General features: G+C 63.1%; 19 protein-coding genes. 12 read left to right on the top strand and 7 right to left on the bottom strand.

Annotated elements, in window-relative coordinates:
* From paaA to LMTR13_RS28750, 9 genes are all read left to right on the top strand, one after another.
* Positions 1–993 carry a 1,2-phenylacetyl-CoA epoxidase subunit PaaA gene (gene paaA / locus LMTR13_RS28790; protein ID WP_065730722.1) on the top strand — a complete coding sequence of 331 codons (993 nt, stop codon included), beginning with the start codon at positions 1–3 and terminating at the stop codon, positions 991–993.
* A 13-nt stretch (positions 994–1,006) separates the two neighbouring features.
* Positions 1,007–1,294, top strand: a complete 288-nt coding sequence (gene paaB, locus LMTR13_RS28785; RefSeq protein WP_065730721.1) for a 1,2-phenylacetyl-CoA epoxidase subunit PaaB — start codon at positions 1,007–1,009, stop codon at positions 1,292–1,294.
* A gap of 113 nt (positions 1,295–1,407) precedes the next feature.
* A complete protein-coding gene (gene paaC / locus LMTR13_RS28780) occupies positions 1,408–2,184 on the top strand; it encodes a 1,2-phenylacetyl-CoA epoxidase subunit PaaC (RefSeq protein WP_065730720.1) in 777 nt (258 codons plus the stop codon).
* Complete coding sequence (paaD, locus tag LMTR13_RS28775; RefSeq protein WP_065730719.1) at positions 2,178–2,681, top strand: 1,2-phenylacetyl-CoA epoxidase subunit PaaD; 504 nt, start codon at positions 2,178–2,180, stop codon at positions 2,679–2,681. The genes paaC and paaD overlap by 7 nt, the downstream gene beginning before the upstream one ends.
* 2 nt (positions 2,682–2,683) lie before the next feature.
* Entirely contained in the window at positions 2,684–3,763 is a 1,080-nt protein-coding gene (gene paaE, locus LMTR13_RS28770; RefSeq protein ID WP_065730718.1) for a 1,2-phenylacetyl-CoA epoxidase subunit PaaE, read from the top strand.
* Positions 3,764–3,937: 174 nt separating this feature from the next.
* Positions 3,938–4,390, top strand: coding sequence for a hydroxyphenylacetyl-CoA thioesterase PaaI (gene paaI, locus LMTR13_RS28765; RefSeq protein WP_065730717.1), 453 nt, complete (start codon positions 3,938–3,940; stop codon positions 4,388–4,390).
* A 25-nt stretch (positions 4,391–4,415) separates the two neighbouring features.
* Positions 4,416–5,747 (top strand): phenylacetate--CoA ligase PaaK, encoded by a 1,332-nt coding sequence (paaK, locus tag LMTR13_RS28760; RefSeq protein ID WP_065730716.1) that lies wholly within the window; start codon positions 4,416–4,418, stop codon positions 5,745–5,747.
* Between the two features lie 31 nt (positions 5,748–5,778).
* Positions 5,779–6,798 carry a quinone oxidoreductase family protein gene (locus tag LMTR13_RS28755; RefSeq protein WP_065730715.1) on the top strand — a complete coding sequence of 340 codons (1,020 nt, stop codon included), beginning with the start codon at positions 5,779–5,781 and terminating at the stop codon, positions 6,796–6,798.
* Positions 6,799–7,034: 236 nt separating this feature from the next.
* Positions 7,035–8,093 (top strand): YeeE/YedE family protein, encoded by a 1,059-nt coding sequence (locus tag LMTR13_RS28750; RefSeq protein WP_236843181.1) that lies wholly within the window; start codon positions 7,035–7,037, stop codon positions 8,091–8,093.
* Between the two features lie 42 nt (positions 8,094–8,135).
* Here LMTR13_RS28750 and LMTR13_RS28745 read toward each other — a convergent pair whose 3' ends face one another.
* The 4 genes from LMTR13_RS28745 to LMTR13_RS28730 all read right to left on the bottom strand — a co-directional run bounded on the left by LMTR13_RS28745 (position 8,136) and on the right by LMTR13_RS28730 (position 12,405).
* Positions 8,136–9,362, bottom strand: coding sequence for a bifunctional alpha/beta hydrolase/OsmC family protein (locus tag LMTR13_RS28745; RefSeq protein ID WP_065730714.1), 1,227 nt, complete (start codon positions 9,360–9,362; stop codon positions 8,136–8,138).
* A 24-nt stretch (positions 9,363–9,386) separates the two neighbouring features.
* Complete coding sequence (locus LMTR13_RS28740) at positions 9,387–10,052, bottom strand: sulfite oxidase-like oxidoreductase (protein WP_065730713.1); 666 nt, start codon at positions 10,050–10,052, stop codon at positions 9,387–9,389.
* Positions 10,053–10,085: 33 nt separating this feature from the next.
* Positions 10,086–11,507, bottom strand: a complete 1,422-nt coding sequence (locus tag LMTR13_RS28735; RefSeq protein ID WP_065730712.1) for an amidase — start codon at positions 11,505–11,507, stop codon at positions 10,086–10,088.
* 121 nt (positions 11,508–11,628) lie between these two features.
* The gene (locus tag LMTR13_RS28730) at positions 11,629–12,405 is read right to left on the bottom strand and encodes an SDR family oxidoreductase (protein WP_065730711.1); all 777 of its coding nucleotides are present in this window, start codon (positions 12,403–12,405) and stop codon (positions 11,629–11,631) included.
* A gap of 173 nt (positions 12,406–12,578) precedes the next feature.
* On the opposite strand from LMTR13_RS28730, the gene LMTR13_RS28725 reads away from it, so the two are divergent.
* A complete protein-coding gene (locus LMTR13_RS28725) occupies positions 12,579–13,658 on the top strand; it encodes a tartrate dehydrogenase (protein WP_065730710.1) in 1,080 nt (359 codons plus the stop codon).
* Between the two features lie 155 nt (positions 13,659–13,813).
* On the opposite strand, the gene LMTR13_RS28720 is transcribed toward LMTR13_RS28725, so the two are convergent.
* Genes LMTR13_RS28720 through LMTR13_RS28710 form a run of 3 tightly spaced genes read right to left on the bottom strand, consistent with a single transcriptional unit; the run spans position 13,814 to position 16,974 of the window.
* Positions 13,814–14,725, bottom strand: coding sequence for an NAD(P)-dependent oxidoreductase (locus LMTR13_RS28720; protein WP_065730709.1), 912 nt, complete (start codon positions 14,723–14,725; stop codon positions 13,814–13,816).
* Positions 14,726–14,749: 24 nt separating this feature from the next.
* Positions 14,750–16,000 (bottom strand): Zn-dependent hydrolase, encoded by a 1,251-nt coding sequence (locus LMTR13_RS28715; protein ID WP_065730708.1) that lies wholly within the window; start codon positions 15,998–16,000, stop codon positions 14,750–14,752.
* 56 nt (positions 16,001–16,056) lie between these two features.
* Positions 16,057–16,974 carry a LysR family transcriptional regulator gene (locus LMTR13_RS28710; RefSeq protein WP_065730707.1) on the bottom strand — a complete coding sequence of 306 codons (918 nt, stop codon included), beginning with the start codon at positions 16,972–16,974 and terminating at the stop codon, positions 16,057–16,059.
* Between the two features lie 120 nt (positions 16,975–17,094).
* On the opposite strand from LMTR13_RS28710, the gene LMTR13_RS28705 reads away from it, so the two are divergent.
* Positions 17,095–17,916: a putative hydro-lyase gene (locus LMTR13_RS28705; protein ID WP_065730706.1), complete on the top strand. Its 822-nt coding sequence runs from the start codon at positions 17,095–17,097 to the stop codon at positions 17,914–17,916.
* Positions 17,917–17,999: 83 nt separating this feature from the next.
* Entirely contained in the window at positions 18,000–19,250 is a 1,251-nt protein-coding gene (locus LMTR13_RS28700; protein ID WP_065730705.1) for an ABC transporter substrate-binding protein, read from the top strand.
* Positions 19,251–19,464: the final 214 nt, after the last annotated feature.

Genomic DNA, 19,464 nt, shown 5'->3' with positions numbered 1-19,464 from the left:
ATGTACACGCAGGCGCTCAATACGTCCGATGGCGACGACCGCCACATCGAGGACGCCGCGCGGGCTGCGCAGTTTCAGGCGCGCATCGACGCCGATGATCGCATCGAGCCCAACGATTGGATGCCGGCCGCCTACCGCAAGACGCTGACGCGGCAGATTTCCCAGCACGCGCATTCCGAAATCGTCGGCATGCTGCCCGAGGGCAACTGGATCACTCGCGCGCCGTCGCTGCGCCGCAAGGCGGCGCTGCTGGCCAAAGTGCAGGACGAATGCGGCCACGGGCTTTATCTCTACGCCGCCGCCGAGACGCTCGGCTCTTCGCGCGAAGAGTTGGTCGACGCGATGCTGGCGGGGAAAGCAAAATACTCCTCGATCTTCAATTATCCGACACTGACCTGGGCCGATATCGGCACCATCGGCTGGCTGGTCGATGGTGCAGCGATCATGAACCAGATCCCGCTGTGCCGCTGCTCCTATGGTCCTTACGCGCGCGCGATGATCCGCGTCTGCAAGGAGGAGTCTTTCCACCAGCGCCAGGGTTTTGAAATCATGCTGACGCTGTGCCGCGGCACCGACGAACAGAAGGCGATGGCGCAGGACGCGTTGAACCGCTGGTGGTGGCCGGTGCTGATGATGTTCGGCCCGCCCGATCAGGTCAGCCAGCACAGCGACACCTCGACCAAGTGGAAGATCAAGCGCTTCTCCAATGACGAGCTGCGGCAGAAATTCGTCGATGCCACCGTGCCGCAGGCGCAGTTCCTCGGGCTGACGATTCCCGATCCCGGGATGAAGCAGAACGCCAACGGCAATTGGGAATACAGCGCGATCGACTGGGAAGAGTTCAAGCAGGTGCTTTCAGGCAACGGGCCCTGCAACCGCGACCGTCTGGCGGCGCGGCGCAAGGCGCATGAGGATGGCGCCTGGGTACGCGAAGCGGCGATGGCCTATGCCGGGAAGCGCCGGCAGCGGTCTGCGCTGCAGGCGGCCGAGTAGGGAGACACACGCAATGGCAACGCCGAACACTCCGCTCTGGGAAGTTTTTATTCGCAGCCGCAATGGCCTCGCACACAAGCATGTCGGTTCGCTGCATGCGACCGACGCGACGCTGGCGCTGCAGGCCGCGCGCGACATCTACACCCGTCGCGGCGAGGGCCTCTCGATCTGGGTGGTGCCGTCGAGCGCCATCACCGCGTCCGATCCGTCCGAGAAAGGCATGATGTTCGAGCCGGCGGAATCCAAGATCTACCGGCACCCGACGTTTTACGACGTGCCCGAAGAAGTCGGGCATATGTAGGTCTTTCCGTCATCGCGAGCGCAGCGAAGCAATCCATCGAGCCTGCAACGTAAGTGTGGATTGCTCCGTCGATCGATCCTCGCAATGACGACTGAGCAACTAGGTGATTGAAAATGACCGTCGCCAACATCCAGGTCTCCGAAACGCCGCTGGTGCTCTACACCCTGCGCCGCGCCGATGATGCGTTGATCCTGGGCCATCGGCTCTCGGAATGGTGCGGCCATGCGCCGATGCTGGAAGAGGACATGGCGCTCGCCAATATGGGACTCGATCTGCTCGGCCAGGCGCGCGAGCTCTATACCTACGCCGCGAAGGTCGAGGGCAAGGGCAACGACGAGGACAAGTTCGCTTATCTCCGCGATGTCAGGCAGTACCGCAATCTCCTGCTGCTGGAACAGCCGAACGGCGATTTCGCGCGCACCATGGTGCGGCAGTTCTTCTACGCGACGTTCGCCGATCTCTATTGGCGCGCGATGATGCGTTCCACCGACGCGACGCTGGCGGCGATCGCGGCGAAGTCGGAAAAGGAAAGCGCCTATCACGTCCGGCATTCCTCGGAATGGATCGTCCGTCTCGGCGATGGCACCGAGGAAAGCCACCGCCGCACGCAAGCGGCGATCGACGAGCTCTGGGCGTTCACCGGCGAGATGTTTGAGGTCGACGACAGCGAGCGCGGCCTGATCGATGCCGGCATTGCGATCAACCCTGCCACCTTGCGTCCGCAATGGCTGAAGACGGTATCGGATGTCGTCCGCGAAGCGACGCTTGTTTTGCCCGATAATAACTGGATGCAGCAGGGTGGCCGCAGCGGCCGGCACAGCGAACATCTCGGCCATCTCCTCAGCGAACTGCAATCGATGCAGCGAACCCTTCCGGGGGCGACATGGTAGCCGCCATCCTCAGCGATGCCGACCTGCGCCAGCGCGCCTGGGACGCCGCGTCACGGGTGGTCGATCCCGAAATACCGGTGCTGACCATTGCCGATCTCGGCGTGCTGCGCGAGGTCGAGGTCCACGACGGCCGCGTCGAGGTCGCGATTACGCCCACTTATTCCGGCTGTCCGGCGATGAACATGATCGCGCTCGAGATCGAGCTGGCGCTGGAACGCGCGGGAATGCCGCGCCCGACGGTCCGCACCGTGCTGTCGCCGGCCTGGACCACGGACTGGATGAGCGAGGATGGCCGCAACAAGCTCCGGGAATATGGCATCGCCCCACCGCAGGCCTCAGGCTCGCGCCGCGCGCTGTTCGGTGAACAGCAGGTGGCGTGCCCGCAATGCGGCTCGCAAAACACCGAGCTGCTGTCCGAGTTCGGTTCGACCTCCTGCAAGGCGCTATGGCGTTGCAAGGCCTGCCGCGAACCCTTTGATTATTTCAAGTGTCATTGATCATGTCTGTAGCGCCGCGTTTCCATCGCCTTGCCGTCAACGACCTCCGCTGGGAGGCCGCCGACGCCGTGTCCATGACCTTCACCATTCCGAAGGAGCTGGAAGGCGACTACAGCTTTGCGCCGGGACAATACCTCACTTTGCGTACCACGATGGACGGCGAGGAAGTGCGCCGCTCCTATTCGATCTGCTCGGGGCCTGACGACGGCGAGTTGCGCATCGCGGTGAAGAAGGTCGACGGCGGCGCGTTTTCGAACTGGGCAGCGGACGAATTGAAAGCCGGCGACGAACTCGACGTGATGACGCCAACCGGCCGTTTCGGCGTCGCCCCTGCGCCGGATGAGGCGAGGGTCTATGTCGGATTTGCCGCAGGAAGCGGCATTACGCCGATCCTGTCGATCGTCAAAGGCGTGCTGGCGCGCGAGCCGAATAGCCGCTTCTTCCTGTTTTACGGCAACCGCACGACATCAAACATGCTGTTCCTCGAAGAGCTCGAGGAATTGAAAGACCGCTTCATGCAGCGGTTGTCGCTATTCCACGTCATCTCGGGTGAGGAGCAGGACATCCCGATCCTGCACGGCCGGCTCGATGGCGCGAAAGTGCGCGTGCTGTTGCGCTCGCTGGTGCCGGCCGCACACGTCGATCACGTCTTCATCTGCGGTCCCGCCGGCATGAGCGAGGACATCGAGGCGACCTGCCGCGACATCGGCATCCCTGAGGATCGCATTCACGTCGAGCGCTTCGTCTCGGAATTCGGCGGCAAGCCGCGCGCGAAGAAGGTGATCGAACCGTCTGCGCCGCCGAAGGCGATGGCCTCGCTGATCATCGACGGCAAGCGCCGTGAGGTGCCGGTTGCTGAAGGAGAGGCCATTCTCGACGCCGCGTTGCGCGCCGGTATGGATCTGCCGTTCGCCTGCAAGGGCGGCATGTGCTCGACCTGCCGCGCCAAGCTGGTCGAGGGCGAGGCGCAAATGGAAGTCAACTATTCGCTGGAGCCGTGGGAACTGAAGGCGGGATTTATCCTGACCTGTCAGGCGCGGCCGTGTTCAGATAAGGTCGTGGTGGATTACGACCACGTTTAGTGAAGTCGTCATTCCGGAATGACAGAGGTGGTTGAAGCTAAGAGATGCGGGCTCGTTGACACCTCGTGTGCTTCGACTCAACACTAAGACACTACGCAAAGAGGCCTGATAACAGGCCCGCGCACACAAGGGAGAGAACGTCTTGAAACCGTCTCGCAGAGCGGGCACACCGTTATGAACGTCGCGCTTTCGCCCGACGAGATCGCCTGCGCCTGTGCGGAGGCGATGTGGAAGGAAGACGATGCCAGCAAGGGCCTCGGCATGAAAATTGTCGAGGTCAAGCCGGGGCAGGCGACGCTGACGATGACGGTCGAGCCGCACATGGTCAACGGCCAGCGCATCGCCCATGGCGGCTTCATTTTTCTCCTCGCCGATTCCACCTTCGCCTTTGCCTGTAATTCCCGCAATGAGCGCGCGGTCGCCGCGCAATGCGACATCGCCTTCATTCGCCCCGGCAAGCTCGGCGACGTGCTGGTGGCGACCGCACGCGAAATTTCGCGCAACGGCCGCTCCGGGATTTATGACGTCCGCGTCACCGCGGGCGATGTCGTGATTGCGGAGTTCCGCGGTCACTCGCGTACGATCGCCGGCACTTGGCTGCCGGCCGCGAATAGCGATGCAAAGTAGGAATCCAGAGCAAGAGGAACGCGCCATGGCCATGGCAAGATTGAAATCCAGCGGAAGCGGTTACAGCGCTGAATTGGATGAGGCTGAGCGGGCCTCGCGCGACGAGATCATGGCGTTGCAAACCAAACGTCTCGCCTGGTCGCTCCAGCATGCCTACGATAATGTCGCGCATTACCGCAAAGCGTTCGATGCGACCGGTGTGCATCCCTCCGATTTCAAGCAGCTTTCCGATCTCGCCAAGTTCCCGTTCACGGCGAAGACCGATCTCCGCGACAATTATCCCTTCAACATGTTCGCCGTGCCCCGCGAAAAGCTGGTCCGCGTCCACGCGTCCTCGGGCACAACGGGCAAGCCGATCGTGGTCGGCTACACGCAAGGCGATATCGACATCTGGTCGGAGGCGATGGCGCGATCGATCCGCGCCGCGGGTGGCCGCAGCGGAATGATCATTCACAACGCCTATGGCTATGGCCTGTTCACCGGCGGGCTGGGCGTGCATTACGGTGCCGAAAAGCTCGGCTGCACGGTGGTGCCGGTCTCCGGCGGCATGACTGAGCGTCAGGTGCAACTGATCAACGATTTCAAGCCCGATATCATCACGGTGACGCCGAGCTACATGCTGGCCATTCTCGACGAGTTCAAGCGGCAAGGTCTCGACCCGCGCAAATCGTCGTTGAAGTTCGGCATCTTCGGCGCCGAACCCTGGACCAACGCGATGCGCGCCGAGATCGAACAGGCCTTCGACATGGACGCGACCGACATTTACGGGCTGTCGGAAGTGATCGGCCCCGGGGTGGCGCAGGAATGCCTGGAGACCAAGGACGGCCTGCACATCTGGGAGGATCATTTCTATCCCGAGGTGATCGACCCCGAGACTGGTGCGGTATTGCCGGACGGCGAGAAGGGCGAACTTGTGTTTACCTCGCTGACCAAGCAAGGCTTCCCGATCATCCGCTACCGCACCCGCGACCTGACGCGGCTGTTGCCGGGCACCGCGCGGCCCGGCATGCGGCGCATGGAGAAGGTCACGGGCCGCTCCGACGACATGATCATCCTGCGCGGCGTCAACGTGTTCCCGACCCAGATCGAGGAAGCGCTGCTCGCCACCGACTGGTGCGGCGGCCATTTCATCATCGAACTGACGCGCGAAGGGCGGATGGACAAGATGACCGTGCTCGCCGAAGCCCGCCCCGAAAGCTGGGACGGCAATGGCTTGCAGGTGGATGCCGAAAAGGTCGCGCTCTTCATCAAGAACACCATCGGCATCACCGCGCGCATCAAGGCCGTGGCGCCCGACACGCTCGAACGTTCGCTCGGCAAGGCGAAACGTGTTTACGACAAGCGGCCGAAAGGGTAACTCCTGCTCAGAAGCCGAGCGGGAATCTCTAATGTTAGTTGCCGAAAATTCCGATGTTGGACCTGCCACGGTGCAGGCCCGCTGCGTCCGCCTGCCGGCAAAAGCGGCCGATGCCGCCTCACTTGCGCCCGTGATCGAGACGCGCTCGTTGTCGCGTTTCGGCAACGAGTTGCTGATCGAAATCAAAGCCGCCGCCGTCAATCCATCGGACGTTAAGGCCGCGACCGGGCTGATGTCCTATGCGGTCTTTCCGCGCACGCCCGGCCGCGACTATGCAGGCGTTGTCATCGATGGTCCCCAAGGTTGGATCGGGCGCGAGGTGTTCGGCTCCTCCGGCGATCTCGGTATTCGCCGCGATGGCACCCATGCCACGCATCTCGTGGTCGAAGCCGACGCCGTCGTGGAGAAACCCAAAAGCATTTCATGGGAAGAGGCCGCCGGCATCGGTGTACCCTTCGTCACCGCGATGGAAGGTCTGCGCCGCGCCGGCATTCCCAAGGCCGCCGAGACCGTGCTGGTCATGGGCGTCAACGGCAAGGTGGGGCAGGCGGCGGTGCAGATCGCGAGCTGGCACGGCGCGCGGGTGGTCGGCGTTGTGCGCAAGAGCGAACCCTACGAAGGTCACGCCAATTCTTCTGTCGAAGTCATCGACGCTTCCGCCATCGATGTCGCGGCACGCGTGCGCGAACTCACCAGCGGCAAGGGCGCCGACATCGTGTTCAACACCGTCGGTGATCCCTATTTCGACGCTGCGCACAAATCGCTTGGCTTGCGCGGGCGGCAGATCCTGATCGCCGCCGTCGACCGCATCGTGCAGTTCAATATTTTGGAATTCTATCGCGGCCAGCACACCTATGTCGGCATCGACACGCTCGGCCTGTCGTCGATTGCGACCGGTGCGGTGCTCCGGGAGCTCGGCCCCGGCTTCGCCAGCGGCCATCTCAAGCCGTTCCCGATCAAGCCGGCCGCGATCTATCCGCTGGAGCAGGCCCGCGCTGCCTTCATCGCGGTCGCCGGCTCGTCGCGCGATCGGGTGATCCTGCGGCCTTGAAAAAGCATTCGCCGGAAGCGCAGGATTTTTCCATTTTTTCATAGGGAACAAACCTGCCGTCCGCCGCCTGTGCGCAATGATTTTATTCCGCCGTCGCCGAGCATGATGGTCGATTCATTCTCCGCATCGTCCAGGCGTGGACGCGCGCAGATTTCCAACATATTAGCAACCGCTGAAATTGCTTCCTATTTGAGCGGCAACGGATGGATCGGCCGCGCCGGGACGGGAAAACATCAGTGCTGGACAGTGCCAATATCGTCGTCATCAGCGGATTATTGATCGGTCTCGTCTACGGATCGGTTGGATTGTTGAGCGGGTTTTGCCTGCTCAGCAGCCTCAGGGGTTTTTGGGCTGAAGGCGATGGCCGGCTGGTGCGCACCTACGCGCTGGCGATCGGCGTCGCGGTGGCCATGACTCAGTTGCTGGCGGCAGGCGGCCTCGTCGATATCGGCAAGTCGATCTATCTGCAGCCGTCATTCTCCGCGCCGGTGATGTTCTTCGGCGGGCTGTTGTTCGGCTACGGCATGGTGCTTTCGAACGGCTGCGGCTCGCGCGCGCTGGTACTGCTCGGCCGCGGCAATCTCCGTTCCTTCGTGGTGGTGGTCGTGCTGGCCATCTTTGCGCAGATGACGTTGAAAGGCCTGATCGCCCCGTCACGCATCGCAATGGTCGGGGCGTCACAGACCACGGCGGCGGCGAACTCGGTGCCTGCGTTGCTCGCCGGCACGGGCTTGAGTGCAACAGCCGCGCGCATGCTGGCCGCCTCGGTCATCTCCGCCGCGCTGATCATTTTTGCCTTTGCGCATCCGGCGTTCCGGCGGTCGCCGGGCCAGATCGCCGCGGGGCTCGTCATCGGCCTCTTGGTGGCAGCCGGTTGGTTTGCCACCGGCTATCTCGGCGCCGACGATTTCAATCCCACGCCGGTGACCTCGCTCACCTTCATCGCGCCGATCGCGGACGCCCTTCAATACGTCATGCTGTCGACGGGCTCGACGCTCAATTTCGGCATCGTCACCGTGTTTGGCGTGTTCGCCGGCAGCCTCGTGACGGCGCTGTTAACCGGACGCTTTCAGCTCGAAGGCTATCAGTCGCCGCGCCACATGCTGCGCTCCGGCAGTGGCGCCGCGCTGATGGGCATCGGCGGCGTCATGGCGTTCGGCTGCTCGATTGGGCAGGGCCTGACAGGATTTTCCACGCTGGCGCTGGCGTCATTGATCGCCTTCGCAGGCATCCTCGTCGGCACCGCCGCCGGCCTGCGCGGCGCGCTGCGGGTTCGGCCGCTGGCGGCGGCTTGATCTTCTCCCTCTCCCCGCTCTTCGCGGGGAGAGGTTACTTCGTCAATCCGCCGTCTTCGTCACGATCCGTATCTTCGACGTCAGCGTCCGGTGCACCGGGCACTTGTCGGCGATCTCCATCAGACGCGCGCGTTGATCGGCGTCGAGTGCGCTGCCCTCGATGGCGATCACCCTGTCGATCTGATCCAGCATGCCTTCCCGCGTTTCGCATTCCTCGCAATCCTTTGCGTGAATCTTGCTGTGCTTCAGCGTCACGGTGACGCGGTCCATGGGCAGCGATTTGCGGTCGGCATACATCCGCATCGTCATGGACGTGCAGGCGCCAAGGCCGGCGAGCAAGAAGTCATATGGCCCGGGTCCGCTATCCTGGCCGCCGAGGGCAACAGGCTCATCCGCCACCATCTCATGGGGACCGGCGGTGACGATCTGCTGAAACTTGCTGCTGCGGGTTTCGCGCACCACGACGTTGCGTGGCGCTTCGCTCGCAGCAGGAACAGGCTGCGCGGCGGCGGGCTCGATATAGCGCTCGGCCCAGGCGGCGATGACGCCGGCGACATAGGCGCCGTCGCGCTTCTCGCTGAGCAGATGATCAGAGCCCGACAACGACATAAAACTCTTGGGATGTTTGGCTGCAACAAAAATCCTGGTGGCGTTGTCGATGCCGACCGTGTCGTCCGTCGGCGAATGCATGATCAGCAGCGCCTTGTGAAGGTTTGCGATATGCGCAGCCAGGCTTTGTTCGGCGATGTCGTCGAGAAATTCGCGCTTGATGTGAAACGGCCGCCCGGCGAGCTGAACCTCCACCGTGCCGTGCGTGCGGATGTCTTCGAGGCGATCCCTGAAGAGATGCGTGACGTGCACGGGATCGGAGGGGGCGGCGATGGTGACGACCGCCTTTGCCTCCGGGATCTGCCCGGCCGCGGCAAGGATCGCCGCCCCGCCGAGACTATGGCCGATCAGGATCGCGGGCGCCCCGTGAGTTTCGCGCAAGTGGTCGGCGGCGTGGACCAGATCGGCAACGTTCGATGAGAAGGTCGAGTTGGCAAATTCTCCCTCGCTGGAGCCGAGCCCCGTAAAATCAAACCGCAACACCGCGATGCCTTTTGCGGTGAGCGCGGTCGCAATGCGCTTCGCCGCCAGCACATCCTTGCCGCAGGTGAAGCAATGCGCAAACAGCGCGTAGGCCTGCACCGGGCCATCCGGGATATCGAGGGCAGCGGCAAGCTGATGGCCGCCTTCGCCAGTGAATTGAAAGCGTTCGTTCGGCACGGCTGTTCTCCCTCGGACTTGGCTTCAATCGCCTGAATAGCGCTGCTCGGCCCACGGATCGCCGCGGTTGTGATAGCCGCGTACTTCCCAATAGCCCGGCGCATCCTCTGCCAGAAACTCAATGCTCTGCAGCCATTTCGCGCTCTTCCAGAAATAGAGATGCGGCACCACCAGCCGCACCGGGCCGCCATGCTCCTGCTCCAGCGGGGCACCCGACCAGCTATGGGCGAGCAGGGCGTCCTCGGCGGCGAAATCTTCCAGCGCTAGGTTGGTGGTGTAGCCGTCATGGGAATGCAGCACCACGAATCGCGCTTCCTCGCGCGGCCGGCAGGTGTCCAGGAGGTCACGCGTTGCCAGGCCCTCCCATTGATTGTCGTAGCGCGACCAGGTCGTGACGCAGTGAATGTCGGATATGAACTTGCTCTGCGGCTGGGCCGTGAACTGCGCAAAATCCCAGAAGATCGGCTTTTCGACTGCGCCGTAGACGTCAAGCCGCCAGCGTTCGCGGGAAATATTGGGTGTCAGTCCCAGATCGAGTGTCGGCCAATCCCTGGTCAGATGCTGCCCTGGCGGCAGCCGTTGGTCTTCAGGCCGCGAGGTCTTCCCAGTGAGGAACTTGCCTTCTCTCGCCCAGCGTTCCTTGCTGCGCGTCAGCTTGCTCTCGGGCGGCGGCTCATTCTCATGGGTCATGTGAAGGGCCTCTCATCGGCAAGCACGTCTAGTCTACTTCGGCGCCCTCGGATCGATCGGCGTCGTGCCGCGAACGCCGAGAATATCCTCCAGCACCTTGGCTCCGGCGAGCAATTGCGCCTCGCCGCGCGGCGGCGCGACCACCTGCAGTCCGACCGGAAGGCCCGAGGCCGTGAAGCCGCACGGCAACGACAGCGCCGGACAGCACACCAGCGTGATCGCGTAGACGATGCCGAGCCATTCGACGTAATTGTCGAACTTCTTGCCGGCGCATTCGGCGACGTAACGGTTCTCGACCGGGAAGGGCGGAACGATCGTGGCGGGGCAAAGCAACAGATCGTACTTGTCGAAAAATTCCAGCGTGCGCGCGGTCATCGCGACGCGCTGCGCCTCGGCGCGCTCGAGCTGCTCGACCGTCAGCTTGAGGCCTTCCTCGATGTTCCAGATCACTTCGGGTTTGAGCAGGTCGCGTTTCGTGCGCAGCAGCGCCGCCTTCGAGAGCGCGAAATCGAAGGCGCGCAGCACGTGGAAGCATTCATGGGCCTCGCGCAGATCGGGATGGGCTTCCTCCACGATGGCGCCCGCTTCCGCAAAACGCTGCGCCGCCTTGCGGGTGACGGTTGCGACTTCAGGGTCGACCGGTGTGATGCCGAGATCGGGCGAATAGGCGATGCGCTTCGGCTTGTTGCCGGAACGGGCGGCTGCGAGAAACGAATTCGGCAGCACCGGCAGCGACAGCGGATCGGCGGGGTGCTCGCCGCTCATGGCATCGAGCAGCAGCGCGACGTCTTCGACGTTGCGTGCCATCGGACCTTGGACGCCGAGATTGCGGTCGACCGCCGCGGCGACCGTATGCGCGACGCGGCCGATGCTCGGCCGCAATCCGACGATGCCGCAGAAGCTCGCGGGGTTGCGCAAGCTGCCGCCCATGTCCGAGCCATGCGCCAGCCAGGCCGTGCCGGTGGCGAGCGCGACCGCTGCGCCGCCCGAGGAGCCGGCGGCGGAGCGCGAGGTGTCCCACGGATTGCGCGTCGGGCCGAATACTTCGTTGAAGGTGTTGGCGCCGGCGCCGAACTCCGGCGTGTTGGACTTGGCGTAGATCACCCCGCCATTGCTCTCGAGATGTTCGACCAGGATGTCCGACTTTGCCGGGATCGTGTCCTTGTAGATCGGCGACCCCTGCGTGGTCAGCACGCCGGCGACATTGGTGAGGTCCTTGATCGGGATCGGAAGTCCCGCGAGCAGGCCGCGCTCCGCTACCGGCTTCTTCATCAGAGCGGTGGCGTGCTTGCGGGCGCGATCGAAGCACAGCGTCGGCAACGCGTTGACCTTGCCGTCGACTTCGGCGATGCGCTTTTCCAGCACGTCGAGCAGATCGAGCGGCGTGACTTCGCCCGCTTTCAATTTGCCGACAACAGCAATCGCCGTCTCACGCACCAGCCCCTGATCAGCCACTTCGAATACTCCTGCTTCGGTTTTCTCGATCGCTGATCGTGCTGTAGAACATTTTTCGGCAAAGTGGAAACGCATGGAAGTAGTGGCCGACCGAAGATAATGCATGACGGTGCAGCGCGACCTAACCCCACCCCGCCGTATATCCGCCATCCACCGTAAAGATCACCCCCGACGTATACCCCGACCTATCAGACGCCAGAAACGCCATGAGATCGCCGATCTCGCGCGCATGCGCCGGGCGGCGGAGCGGCATGTTCTTCTGGAATTCCTTGTAACGGCTTTCATCGCCGAACTGGTTCTTGGCCCGCGTCTTCAGGAGCGTGACGTGGCGGTCGGTGCCGACCGGGCCGGGGTTGATGCCAACGACGCGGATATTGTCGGCAAGGCTTTTGCCCCCGAGCGCGCGGGTGAATGCCATCAGCGCGGCGTTGCCGGCACTGCCGCAGATGTAGTTGGCATCGAATTTTTCGCCGGCGGCGCCGATGTCGTTGACAATGACGCCGCCGCCACGCGCCTTCATCTGCGCATAGATCGCGCGGGTGAGATTGATGTAGCCGAACACCTTCAGCTCCCAGGCGTGGCGCCAGGTCGCCTCGTCGATCTTGTCGATCGAGCCGCCGGGGATGTCGCCGGCATTGTTGACGAGGATGTCGATGTCGGCGGCTTCTTTGGCAAGTCTTGCGATGTCCTCGCCATTGCGCAGGTCGACGACATGGGCGGTCGCGCCGATCTGGTGCGCCGAGCGCAGCCGCTCTGTCAGCGCTTTCAACTGCTCGCCGCTGCGGGCGGCCAGCATGACGTCGCAGCCCTCCTCGGCAAAGGCTTCGGCCGCGGCCGCGCCGATGCCCTTGGAGGCGCCGGTGATCAGGACACGCTTGCCGCGGAGATGCAGGTCCATGGGATTCTCGTGTGGTGAGAGGAGGGTGGAAGACGGTCAGCGAAATTGGTAAGCGGCGGGCACCGTGACGGTCAACATTGCAGTGCAGCGTTGCGCAAGCGGCAGGTTTGGTCCATTGCAAGCCGATCAAATAACCGGCATTAGCGGCCGGCAGGACAACAAGGAAACTCTCGATGAGCAGCGCCAAAAAGCAGTATCGGATCGCGGTCATTCCCGGTGACGGCATCGGCAAGGAAGTGATCCCGGAGGGGCTGCGCGTGCTGGAGGCGGCGGCGAAAAAGCACGGCGTTTCCGTGCATTTCGACCATTTCGATTTCGCGTCCTGGGACTATTACGAAAAGCACGGCGAGATGATGCCGGAGGACTGGAAGGCGAAAATCGGCAAGCACGATGCGATCTATTTCGGCGCAGTCGGCTGGCCCGCTAAGATTCCCGATCACATTTCCCTGTGGGGCTCGCTGATCAAGTTCCGCCGCGAGTTCGATCAATACGTCAACCTGCGCCCGGTGCGGCTGATGCCCGGCGTGCCGTCGCCGCTCGCCAACCGCAAGCCCGGCGATATCGATTTCTGGGTGGTGCGTGAAAACACCGAGGGCGAATATTCCTCGGTCGGCGGGCGCATGTTCCCGGATACCGATCGCGAATTCGTCACCCAGCAGACGGTGATGACGCGCACCGGCGTGGACCGCATCCTCAAGTTCGCGTTCGATCTGGCGCAGTCGCGGCCGAAAAAGCACCTGACCTCGGCGACCAAATCCAATGGCATCTCGATCACGATGCCCTATTGGGATGAGCGCGTGGAGGCGATGGCGAAGAAGTACCCTGGCGTGAAGTGGGACAAGTATCACATCGACATCCTGACCGCGAACTTCGTGCTGCACCCGGACTGGTTCGATGTCGTCGTCGGCTCGAATTTGTTCGGAGATATCCTCTCTGATTTGGGACCGGCCTGCACCGGCACCATCGGCATCGCGCCGTCGGGCAACATCAATCCGGAAGGCAACTTCCCATCGGTGTTCGAGCCGGTGCATGGCTCGGCGCCGGATATCGCTGGCCAAGGCATCGCCAACCCGATCGGCATGATCTGGTCCGGCGCGATGATGCTGGAGCATCTCGGCGAGAAGCAGGCCGCGGCCGCGATTGTCGGCGCCATCGAGCGCACGCTGGGCGAACGCACGCTGCGGACGCGGGATCTTGGTGGTAATGCCGACACGACCGCGTGCGGCAAGGCGGTCGCGGAGATGGTGGATTGAGTTTTTGGTTATTGTCGTCCCTGCGAACGCAGGGACCCATAACCACAGGCGTTCATTGTTTGCTTCGGCTGTGGCTCCAGCCAGTCGCAACATAATCATCGGTGGTTATGGGTCCCGGCTCGCGCTTCGCTTGGCCGGGACGACGGAGGTTCGCGTCACCCCTTCGCAATCCTTCGGCAATGCTCCCACGCCGCGCGCAGCAAATTCTCGCTCGCTTCCGGCGTGCGGAACGCCGAATGCGCCGACAGCGTCACGTTGTCGAGCTTGGTCAGCGGGTGATCCGCCGGCAGCGGCTCGATGTTGAAGACGTCGAGGCCGGCATGGCGAATCTGGCCCGATTTCAGCGCGTCGATCATCGCCTCTTCGTCGACGATCGCGCCGCGCGCGGTATTGACGAGGATGACGCCGGGCTTCATCGCCTCGATGCAGGCGCGCGAGATCAGGCCGCGTGTCTCGTCGTTTAACAGGAGATGGATTGAAACCACGTCACTCTCGGTCAAGAGTTCGTCGAGATCGACGAACTCGACCTTCGGATATTTTTTCGGCGACCGGTTCCAGGCGATGACGCGCATGCCGGAGCCGATCGCGATCCGCGCCACTTCCGCGGCGATGCCGCCGAAACCGATCAGGCCGAGCGTCTTGCCCGTGAGCTGCATGCCGTCGTCGCGCAGCCAGTTGCCGGCGCGGATGCCGCGGTCCATCTTGGCAAGGCCACGCGCGCCTTCCCACATCAGCGCAACAGCGCATTCTGCGACCGCCGTGTCGCCATAGCCCTTGATCAGGTGCACCTGGATCCCGAGCTCGGCCAGCTCTTCCGGGTTCATGTAGCTGCGCGCGCCGGTGCCGAGAAACACCACGTGCTTCAGCCCGGTGCACCTTTTTGCGATATCGGTCGGAAGCGCGGTGTGATCGACGATCGCGATCTCGGCGCCGTCGAGTATCTTGGGATATTGATCAGAGGTGATGTCGGGATCCCGGTGTATCCGCACTTCAGGATCGCCGGGCTGGTGCAGCCGTTCGAAGATCACGGCCAGCGATTCGTTGGCGTCGACAAAAACTCCGCGCACAGCTTCCCCCTCGTTTCTTGATTGTCAGGACGCGACGCCGGCCAGCGCCAGCACGGTATGCATCAGCACGTTGGCGCCCGCCGCGCAATCGGCTTGCGTGGCGTCCTCCAGCTCGTTGTGGCTGATGCCGTCCTTGCAGGGCACGAACACCATCGCCGCCGGCATCACGGTGTTGAGGTTGCAGGCATCGTGGCCGGCACCGGAGGTGATGCGGCGGTGCGAATAGCCGAGCATCTTGGCGGCGTTCTCCACCGCATCCACAAGTCTTGCATCGAAATGCGTCGGCGGCTTGCGCCAGATCAGATCGAATTGCACCTCGACCTTGCGCCGTACCGCGATCTCGGCAATCGCCGCGCGCAAATCCCTATCCAGCGCGTCCATGATGGCAGCATCCGCACTGCGGCAATCCACCGTGAAGGCGATCTCGCCGGGAATGACGTTGCGCGAGGGATTGGCGATCACGGCTTCGCCGACGGTTCCGACCGCTTTCGGCCCATGCTTCTTGGCGATGCTCTCCATCGCCAGCACGATCTCCGACAGCGTCGCCAGCGCGTCGCGGCGCAGCGGCATTGGCGTCGAACCGGCATGGCTTTCGAAGCCGATGATCTTCCCGTCGTACCACAGAACGCCCTGACCGGAATCGACCACGCCGATGGTCTTGTTTTCGGCTTCCAGAATCGGCCCCTGTTCGATGTGCAGCTCGACGAAGCCAGAGAATTTCTGGCGACCCACCGGCGCGTCACCGCGATAGCCGATGCTGTCCAGCGCCTGCGCCACTGTGACGCCTTCGGCGTCCTTGCGCGACAAGATGTCATCGGTGGTGAAATCGCCGACGTAAGCCGCGGAAGCCATCATTGCCGGCGCGAACCGAGAACCTTCCTCGTTGGTCCAATTGCAGATGCAGATCGGCGTCTCGGTTTCGATCCCGGCATCGTTGAGCGTACGCACCACTTCCAGCGCAGCCAGCGTGCCGAGCACGCCGTCATATTTGCCGCCGGTCGGCTGCGTGTCGAGGTGCGAACCGAGGCCGACCGGAGCCTTCGACATGTCGCGGCCCTTGCGCAGGCCGAACATCGAGCCCAGCGCATCGACATGCACTTCGAGCCCGGCGGCCTCGCAAGCGTTCCGGAACCAGTCGCGCACCTGCTTGTCTTCAGGCCCGAGCGTCAGCCGCCGCACGCCGCCTTTGGGCGTGGCGCCGAATTTGGCAGTTTCGTGAATGGTGCCCCATAGCCGGGCGGAATCGATTTGCAGATTGGAGCCGATCTTGGTCATGCACTGTTCCGGGAGGTCAGGTGGGCAGGCGCTTGTTCATTCTTGTTCGGTCATTTTCAATGACGCGCCTGAGGCGGCGCGTCAACAATGACGCCTCCTCGCGCCAGGCTGGCCGCAAGTTCGACCACGCGCTCCACCGCGACCGTGTCGGGGGAGGCGAGCCAGCTTGCCGAAAAAGTCAACGGCGCCAACCGCAGATTGGTCGACAGCAATTGCAGCCGCCCGTTCGCCATATCATCCTCGACGATCGCGGTCGGTATCAGGGCGATACCGAGACCTTCGATTGCCATGTGGATGACGGTTGCGAGCGAGGCGCTGGCATGCAGGCGTATCGGCGGCAGGTCGGGGCGATTGAACAGCGAGCGCACGATTTCATAGGGCTGGGTACGGCGCGAAAACGTGATGATGGGGAACTTCGCCAGATCGTGCAGCGTCAGCTCTTGCTTGCCGAGGCCAAGCGAGGGGCTGGCCGTGAAGCACACCGGGTAATCGCACAGTGCCCGGTTGTTGACCATCGGCGCCGTCAGCGGTCCGAGCACGAAGGCGAGTTCGATCTCCTGCGCCAACAGCCGGTTGCGCAAATTCGAGGTGATGTCGACCTCGATCTCGAGCGAGAGGTTGGGATAGGCATGGTTGACGCTCTTGATCAGTTGCGGCAGCCAGGTGTGCACGATGGTTTCGGCGACGCCGAGCCGCAGCACGCCGCGCATTGCCGAGCGATCGCCGACGACGGCGAGCATTTCCGAGCGCAGCCCGATCAGTTTTTCGGCATAGACCATCAATTGCCGTCCGCTCGGCGTCGGCAACACCATGCGGCGATCGCGCTGCAGAAGTTTCACGCCGACTTCGCGTTCGAGCTGGGCGATGCGCTGCGAGATCGCGGGCTGGGTTGTGTTGAGCTTCTGGGCCGCGCCGCGAAAGCTGCCGAGCGTCACCACCCACATGAAAGTCTCAATTGCCTTGAAATCAGTCATGCATCCTCTGCCCGCAGGTCGATAATTTAGGTTTATCGAATTTGATTAGAAAAGACGATTAGACATTATCATAGCCATATGCGGGAGTAGATGTCGACAAGAATGGAAGCGGGGACAACGATGACCAGCTTGGCGAGGACGGAACGGCCCGGTCAGGATACGGCCGATTTATCGCCGAGCGTGGCGGCCCGCCATGCCTGCCGCAACGGCATGGCCTCGTCGACCGCCGGCGTCGCCAACGGCTTCGTCCAGGGCAATCTTGCGATCCTGCCGGAAAAGCTCGCGAGCGCGTTTCACCGGTTCTGCCAGCTCAATCCCAAGCCGTGCCCGATCATCGGCATTTCCGATGTCGGCGACCCGCGCATCCCGGCCCTCGGCATCGATCTCGATATCCGCACCGACCTGCCGCGCTACCGCGTCTGGCGCGACGGCGAAGTCGTGGAAGAGCCGACTGACATCATGGCGCACTGGCGCGATGATCTCGTTGCCTTCGTCATCGGATGTTCGTTCTCGTTCGAGGAGGCGCTGCTGGCGGAGGGCCTGTCGATCCGCCACATCGAGCGCAAGGTTCGCGTGCCGATGTACCGCACCAATATCGCGTGCAGCCCGGCGGGCCCGTTCGCAGGCCCCATGGTCGTGTCGATGCGGCCGTTCAAGCCGGCGGATGCGATCCGCGCGGTGCAGATCACCACGCGCTTTCCGGCGGTGCACGGCGCGCCCGTGCATCTCGGTCATCCGCACGCGATCGGCATCGCCGACATCGATAAGCCCGACTACGGCGATCCGGTGCCGGTCGAGGCCGACGAGATTCCGGTGTTCTGGGCGTGCGGTGTCACGCCGCAATCGGTGATCCAGGCGGCGAAGCTGCCATTCGCGATCACGCACGCGCCCGGATTGATGCTGGTGACCGATCTCATGAACAAACAGCTTGCCGTGCTTTGATGCAGGCCGTGCCGTGCATTGAGGCTTTACCGTAACCGTCAACCGTTTCATCGATAGTTGCCGATCCAACAGAGGATATCGCCATGAACATCACGCGCCGAAATGTGTTGCTTGGAGCCACTGCTGCCGCAGCGCTCGGACCCGTCGCTGCCCGCGCACAAACGTCCGAAGTCGTGATCGGCGTGATTTATCCGTTCTCCGGCGCCAGCGCGCAGATGGGCGTCGACGCGCAGAAGTCGTTCGAGACCGCGCTCGACATCATCAACAAGAACCACGATTTCGATCTGCCGCTGGCGAAGGGCGAGGGGCTGCCCGGCCTCGGTGGTGCCAAGATCCGCCTCGTCTTCGCCGACCACCAGGCCGATCCGCAGAAGGGTCGCGCCGAAACCGAGCGCCTGATCACCCAGGAAAAGGTTTGCGCCGTCATCGGCACCTATCAGAGTTCGGTCGCGGTCACCGTCAGCCAGATCTGCGAGCGCTACCAGGTTCCGTTCATTTCGGCAGACAATTCCTCGCCGAGCCTGCACAAGCGTGGCCTCAAGTTTTATTTCCGCGCCGCGCCACACGACGAGATGTTCTCGGCCGCGATGTTCAACTTCTTCGATGCGATGAAGAAGAAGGGTACCAAGATCGACACGCTGTCGCTGTTCCACGAGGACACCATCTTCGGCACCGACTCCGCCAACACCCAGCTCAAGCTGGCCTCCGATCGCGGCTACAAGGTCATCTCCGATATCAAGTACCGCTCCAACTCGCCGTCGCTGTCGGCGGAAGTGCAGCAGCTCAAGACGGCGAATGCCGACGTGCTGATGCCCTCGAGCTACACCACCGACGGCATCTTGCTGGTCAAGACCATGGCCGAACTCGGCTACAAGCCGAACGCGATCGTCGCGCAGAACGCCGGCTTCTCCGAAAAGGCGCTGTATGACGCGGTCGGCGACAAGCTCGAAGGCGTGATCTCGCGCGGCAGCTTCTCGCTCGATCTCGCCGCCAAGCGGCCGATGGTCGGCAAGGTCAACGCCATGTTCAAGGAGAAGTCGGGCAAGGATTTTAACGACCTCACCTCGCGCCAGTTCATGGGCCTGCTGGTGATGGCCGACGCCATCAACCGCGCCAAGTCGACCGACGGCGAAAAGATCCGCGAGGCGCTGGTCGCCACCGACATCCCGGGCGAGCAGACCATCATGCCCTGGAAGCGCGTCAAGTTCGACGAGATGGGCCAGAACAACGACGCCGACCCGGTGCTGCTGCAATATATCGGCGGCAAGTTCGTCACCATCTTCCCGCCGCAGGCCGCCATCGCCGAAGCCGTCTGGCCGATGAAGCAGGGCTGACACCTTCTGGAGAGACATCACAAACGCAGCGTCGTCCCTGCCTAGTGCGCGGTTGCGCACGGAGCAGGGACCCATACGCCGAGGAGCATCAGTTTCACCGTGGCCTCACGTCCTTCCCCCAAATGCGACTCCGGTGGTTATGGTCCCTGCATCTGTGCGCGATTGCGCACCAGGCAGGGACGACGAGCAAGGGAGGCGTCCCGGTGACCGCCGA

Origin of the sequence: Bradyrhizobium icense, assembly GCF_001693385.1 — a bacterium.
Taxonomy (GTDB): domain Bacteria; phylum Pseudomonadota; class Alphaproteobacteria; order Rhizobiales; family Xanthobacteraceae; genus Bradyrhizobium; species Bradyrhizobium icense.
The sequence above is the reverse complement of the archived record's forward strand: the minus strand, read 5'-3'. Positions and strand labels throughout refer to the sequence as shown.

Coding starts and splice junctions, on each gene's coding strand:
- paaB (WP_065730721.1), top strand. CDS start 1,007: ATGGCAACGCCGAACACTCCGCTCTGGGAAGTTTTTATTCGCAGCCGC.
- paaA (WP_065730722.1), top strand. CDS start 1: ATGTACACGCAGGCGCTCAATACGTCCGATGGCGACGACCGCCACATC.
- LMTR13_RS28730 (WP_065730711.1), bottom strand. CDS start 12,405: ATGGACCTGCATCTCCGCGGCAAGCGTGTCCTGATCACCGGCGCCTCC.
- LMTR13_RS28700 (WP_065730705.1), top strand. CDS start 18,000: ATGAACATCACGCGCCGAAATGTGTTGCTTGGAGCCACTGCTGCCGCA.
- LMTR13_RS28705 (WP_065730706.1), top strand. CDS start 17,095: ATGACCAGCTTGGCGAGGACGGAACGGCCCGGTCAGGATACGGCCGAT.
- paaK (WP_065730716.1), top strand. CDS start 4,416: ATGGCCATGGCAAGATTGAAATCCAGCGGAAGCGGTTACAGCGCTGAA.
- LMTR13_RS28725 (WP_065730710.1), top strand. CDS start 12,579: ATGAGCAGCGCCAAAAAGCAGTATCGGATCGCGGTCATTCCCGGTGAC.
- paaI (WP_065730717.1), top strand. CDS start 3,938: ATGAACGTCGCGCTTTCGCCCGACGAGATCGCCTGCGCCTGTGCGGAG.
- paaD (WP_065730719.1), top strand. CDS start 2,178: ATGGTAGCCGCCATCCTCAGCGATGCCGACCTGCGCCAGCGCGCCTGG.
- LMTR13_RS28715 (WP_065730708.1), bottom strand. CDS start 16,000: ATGACCAAGATCGGCTCCAATCTGCAAATCGATTCCGCCCGGCTATGG.
- paaC (WP_065730720.1), top strand. CDS start 1,408: ATGACCGTCGCCAACATCCAGGTCTCCGAAACGCCGCTGGTGCTCTAC.
- LMTR13_RS28710 (WP_065730707.1), bottom strand. CDS start 16,974: ATGACTGATTTCAAGGCAATTGAGACTTTCATGTGGGTGGTGACGCTC.
- paaE (WP_065730718.1), top strand. CDS start 2,684: ATGTCTGTAGCGCCGCGTTTCCATCGCCTTGCCGTCAACGACCTCCGC.
- LMTR13_RS28755 (WP_065730715.1), top strand. CDS start 5,779: ATGTTAGTTGCCGAAAATTCCGATGTTGGACCTGCCACGGTGCAGGCC.
- LMTR13_RS28740 (WP_065730713.1), bottom strand. CDS start 10,052: ATGACCCATGAGAATGAGCCGCCGCCCGAGAGCAAGCTGACGCGCAGC.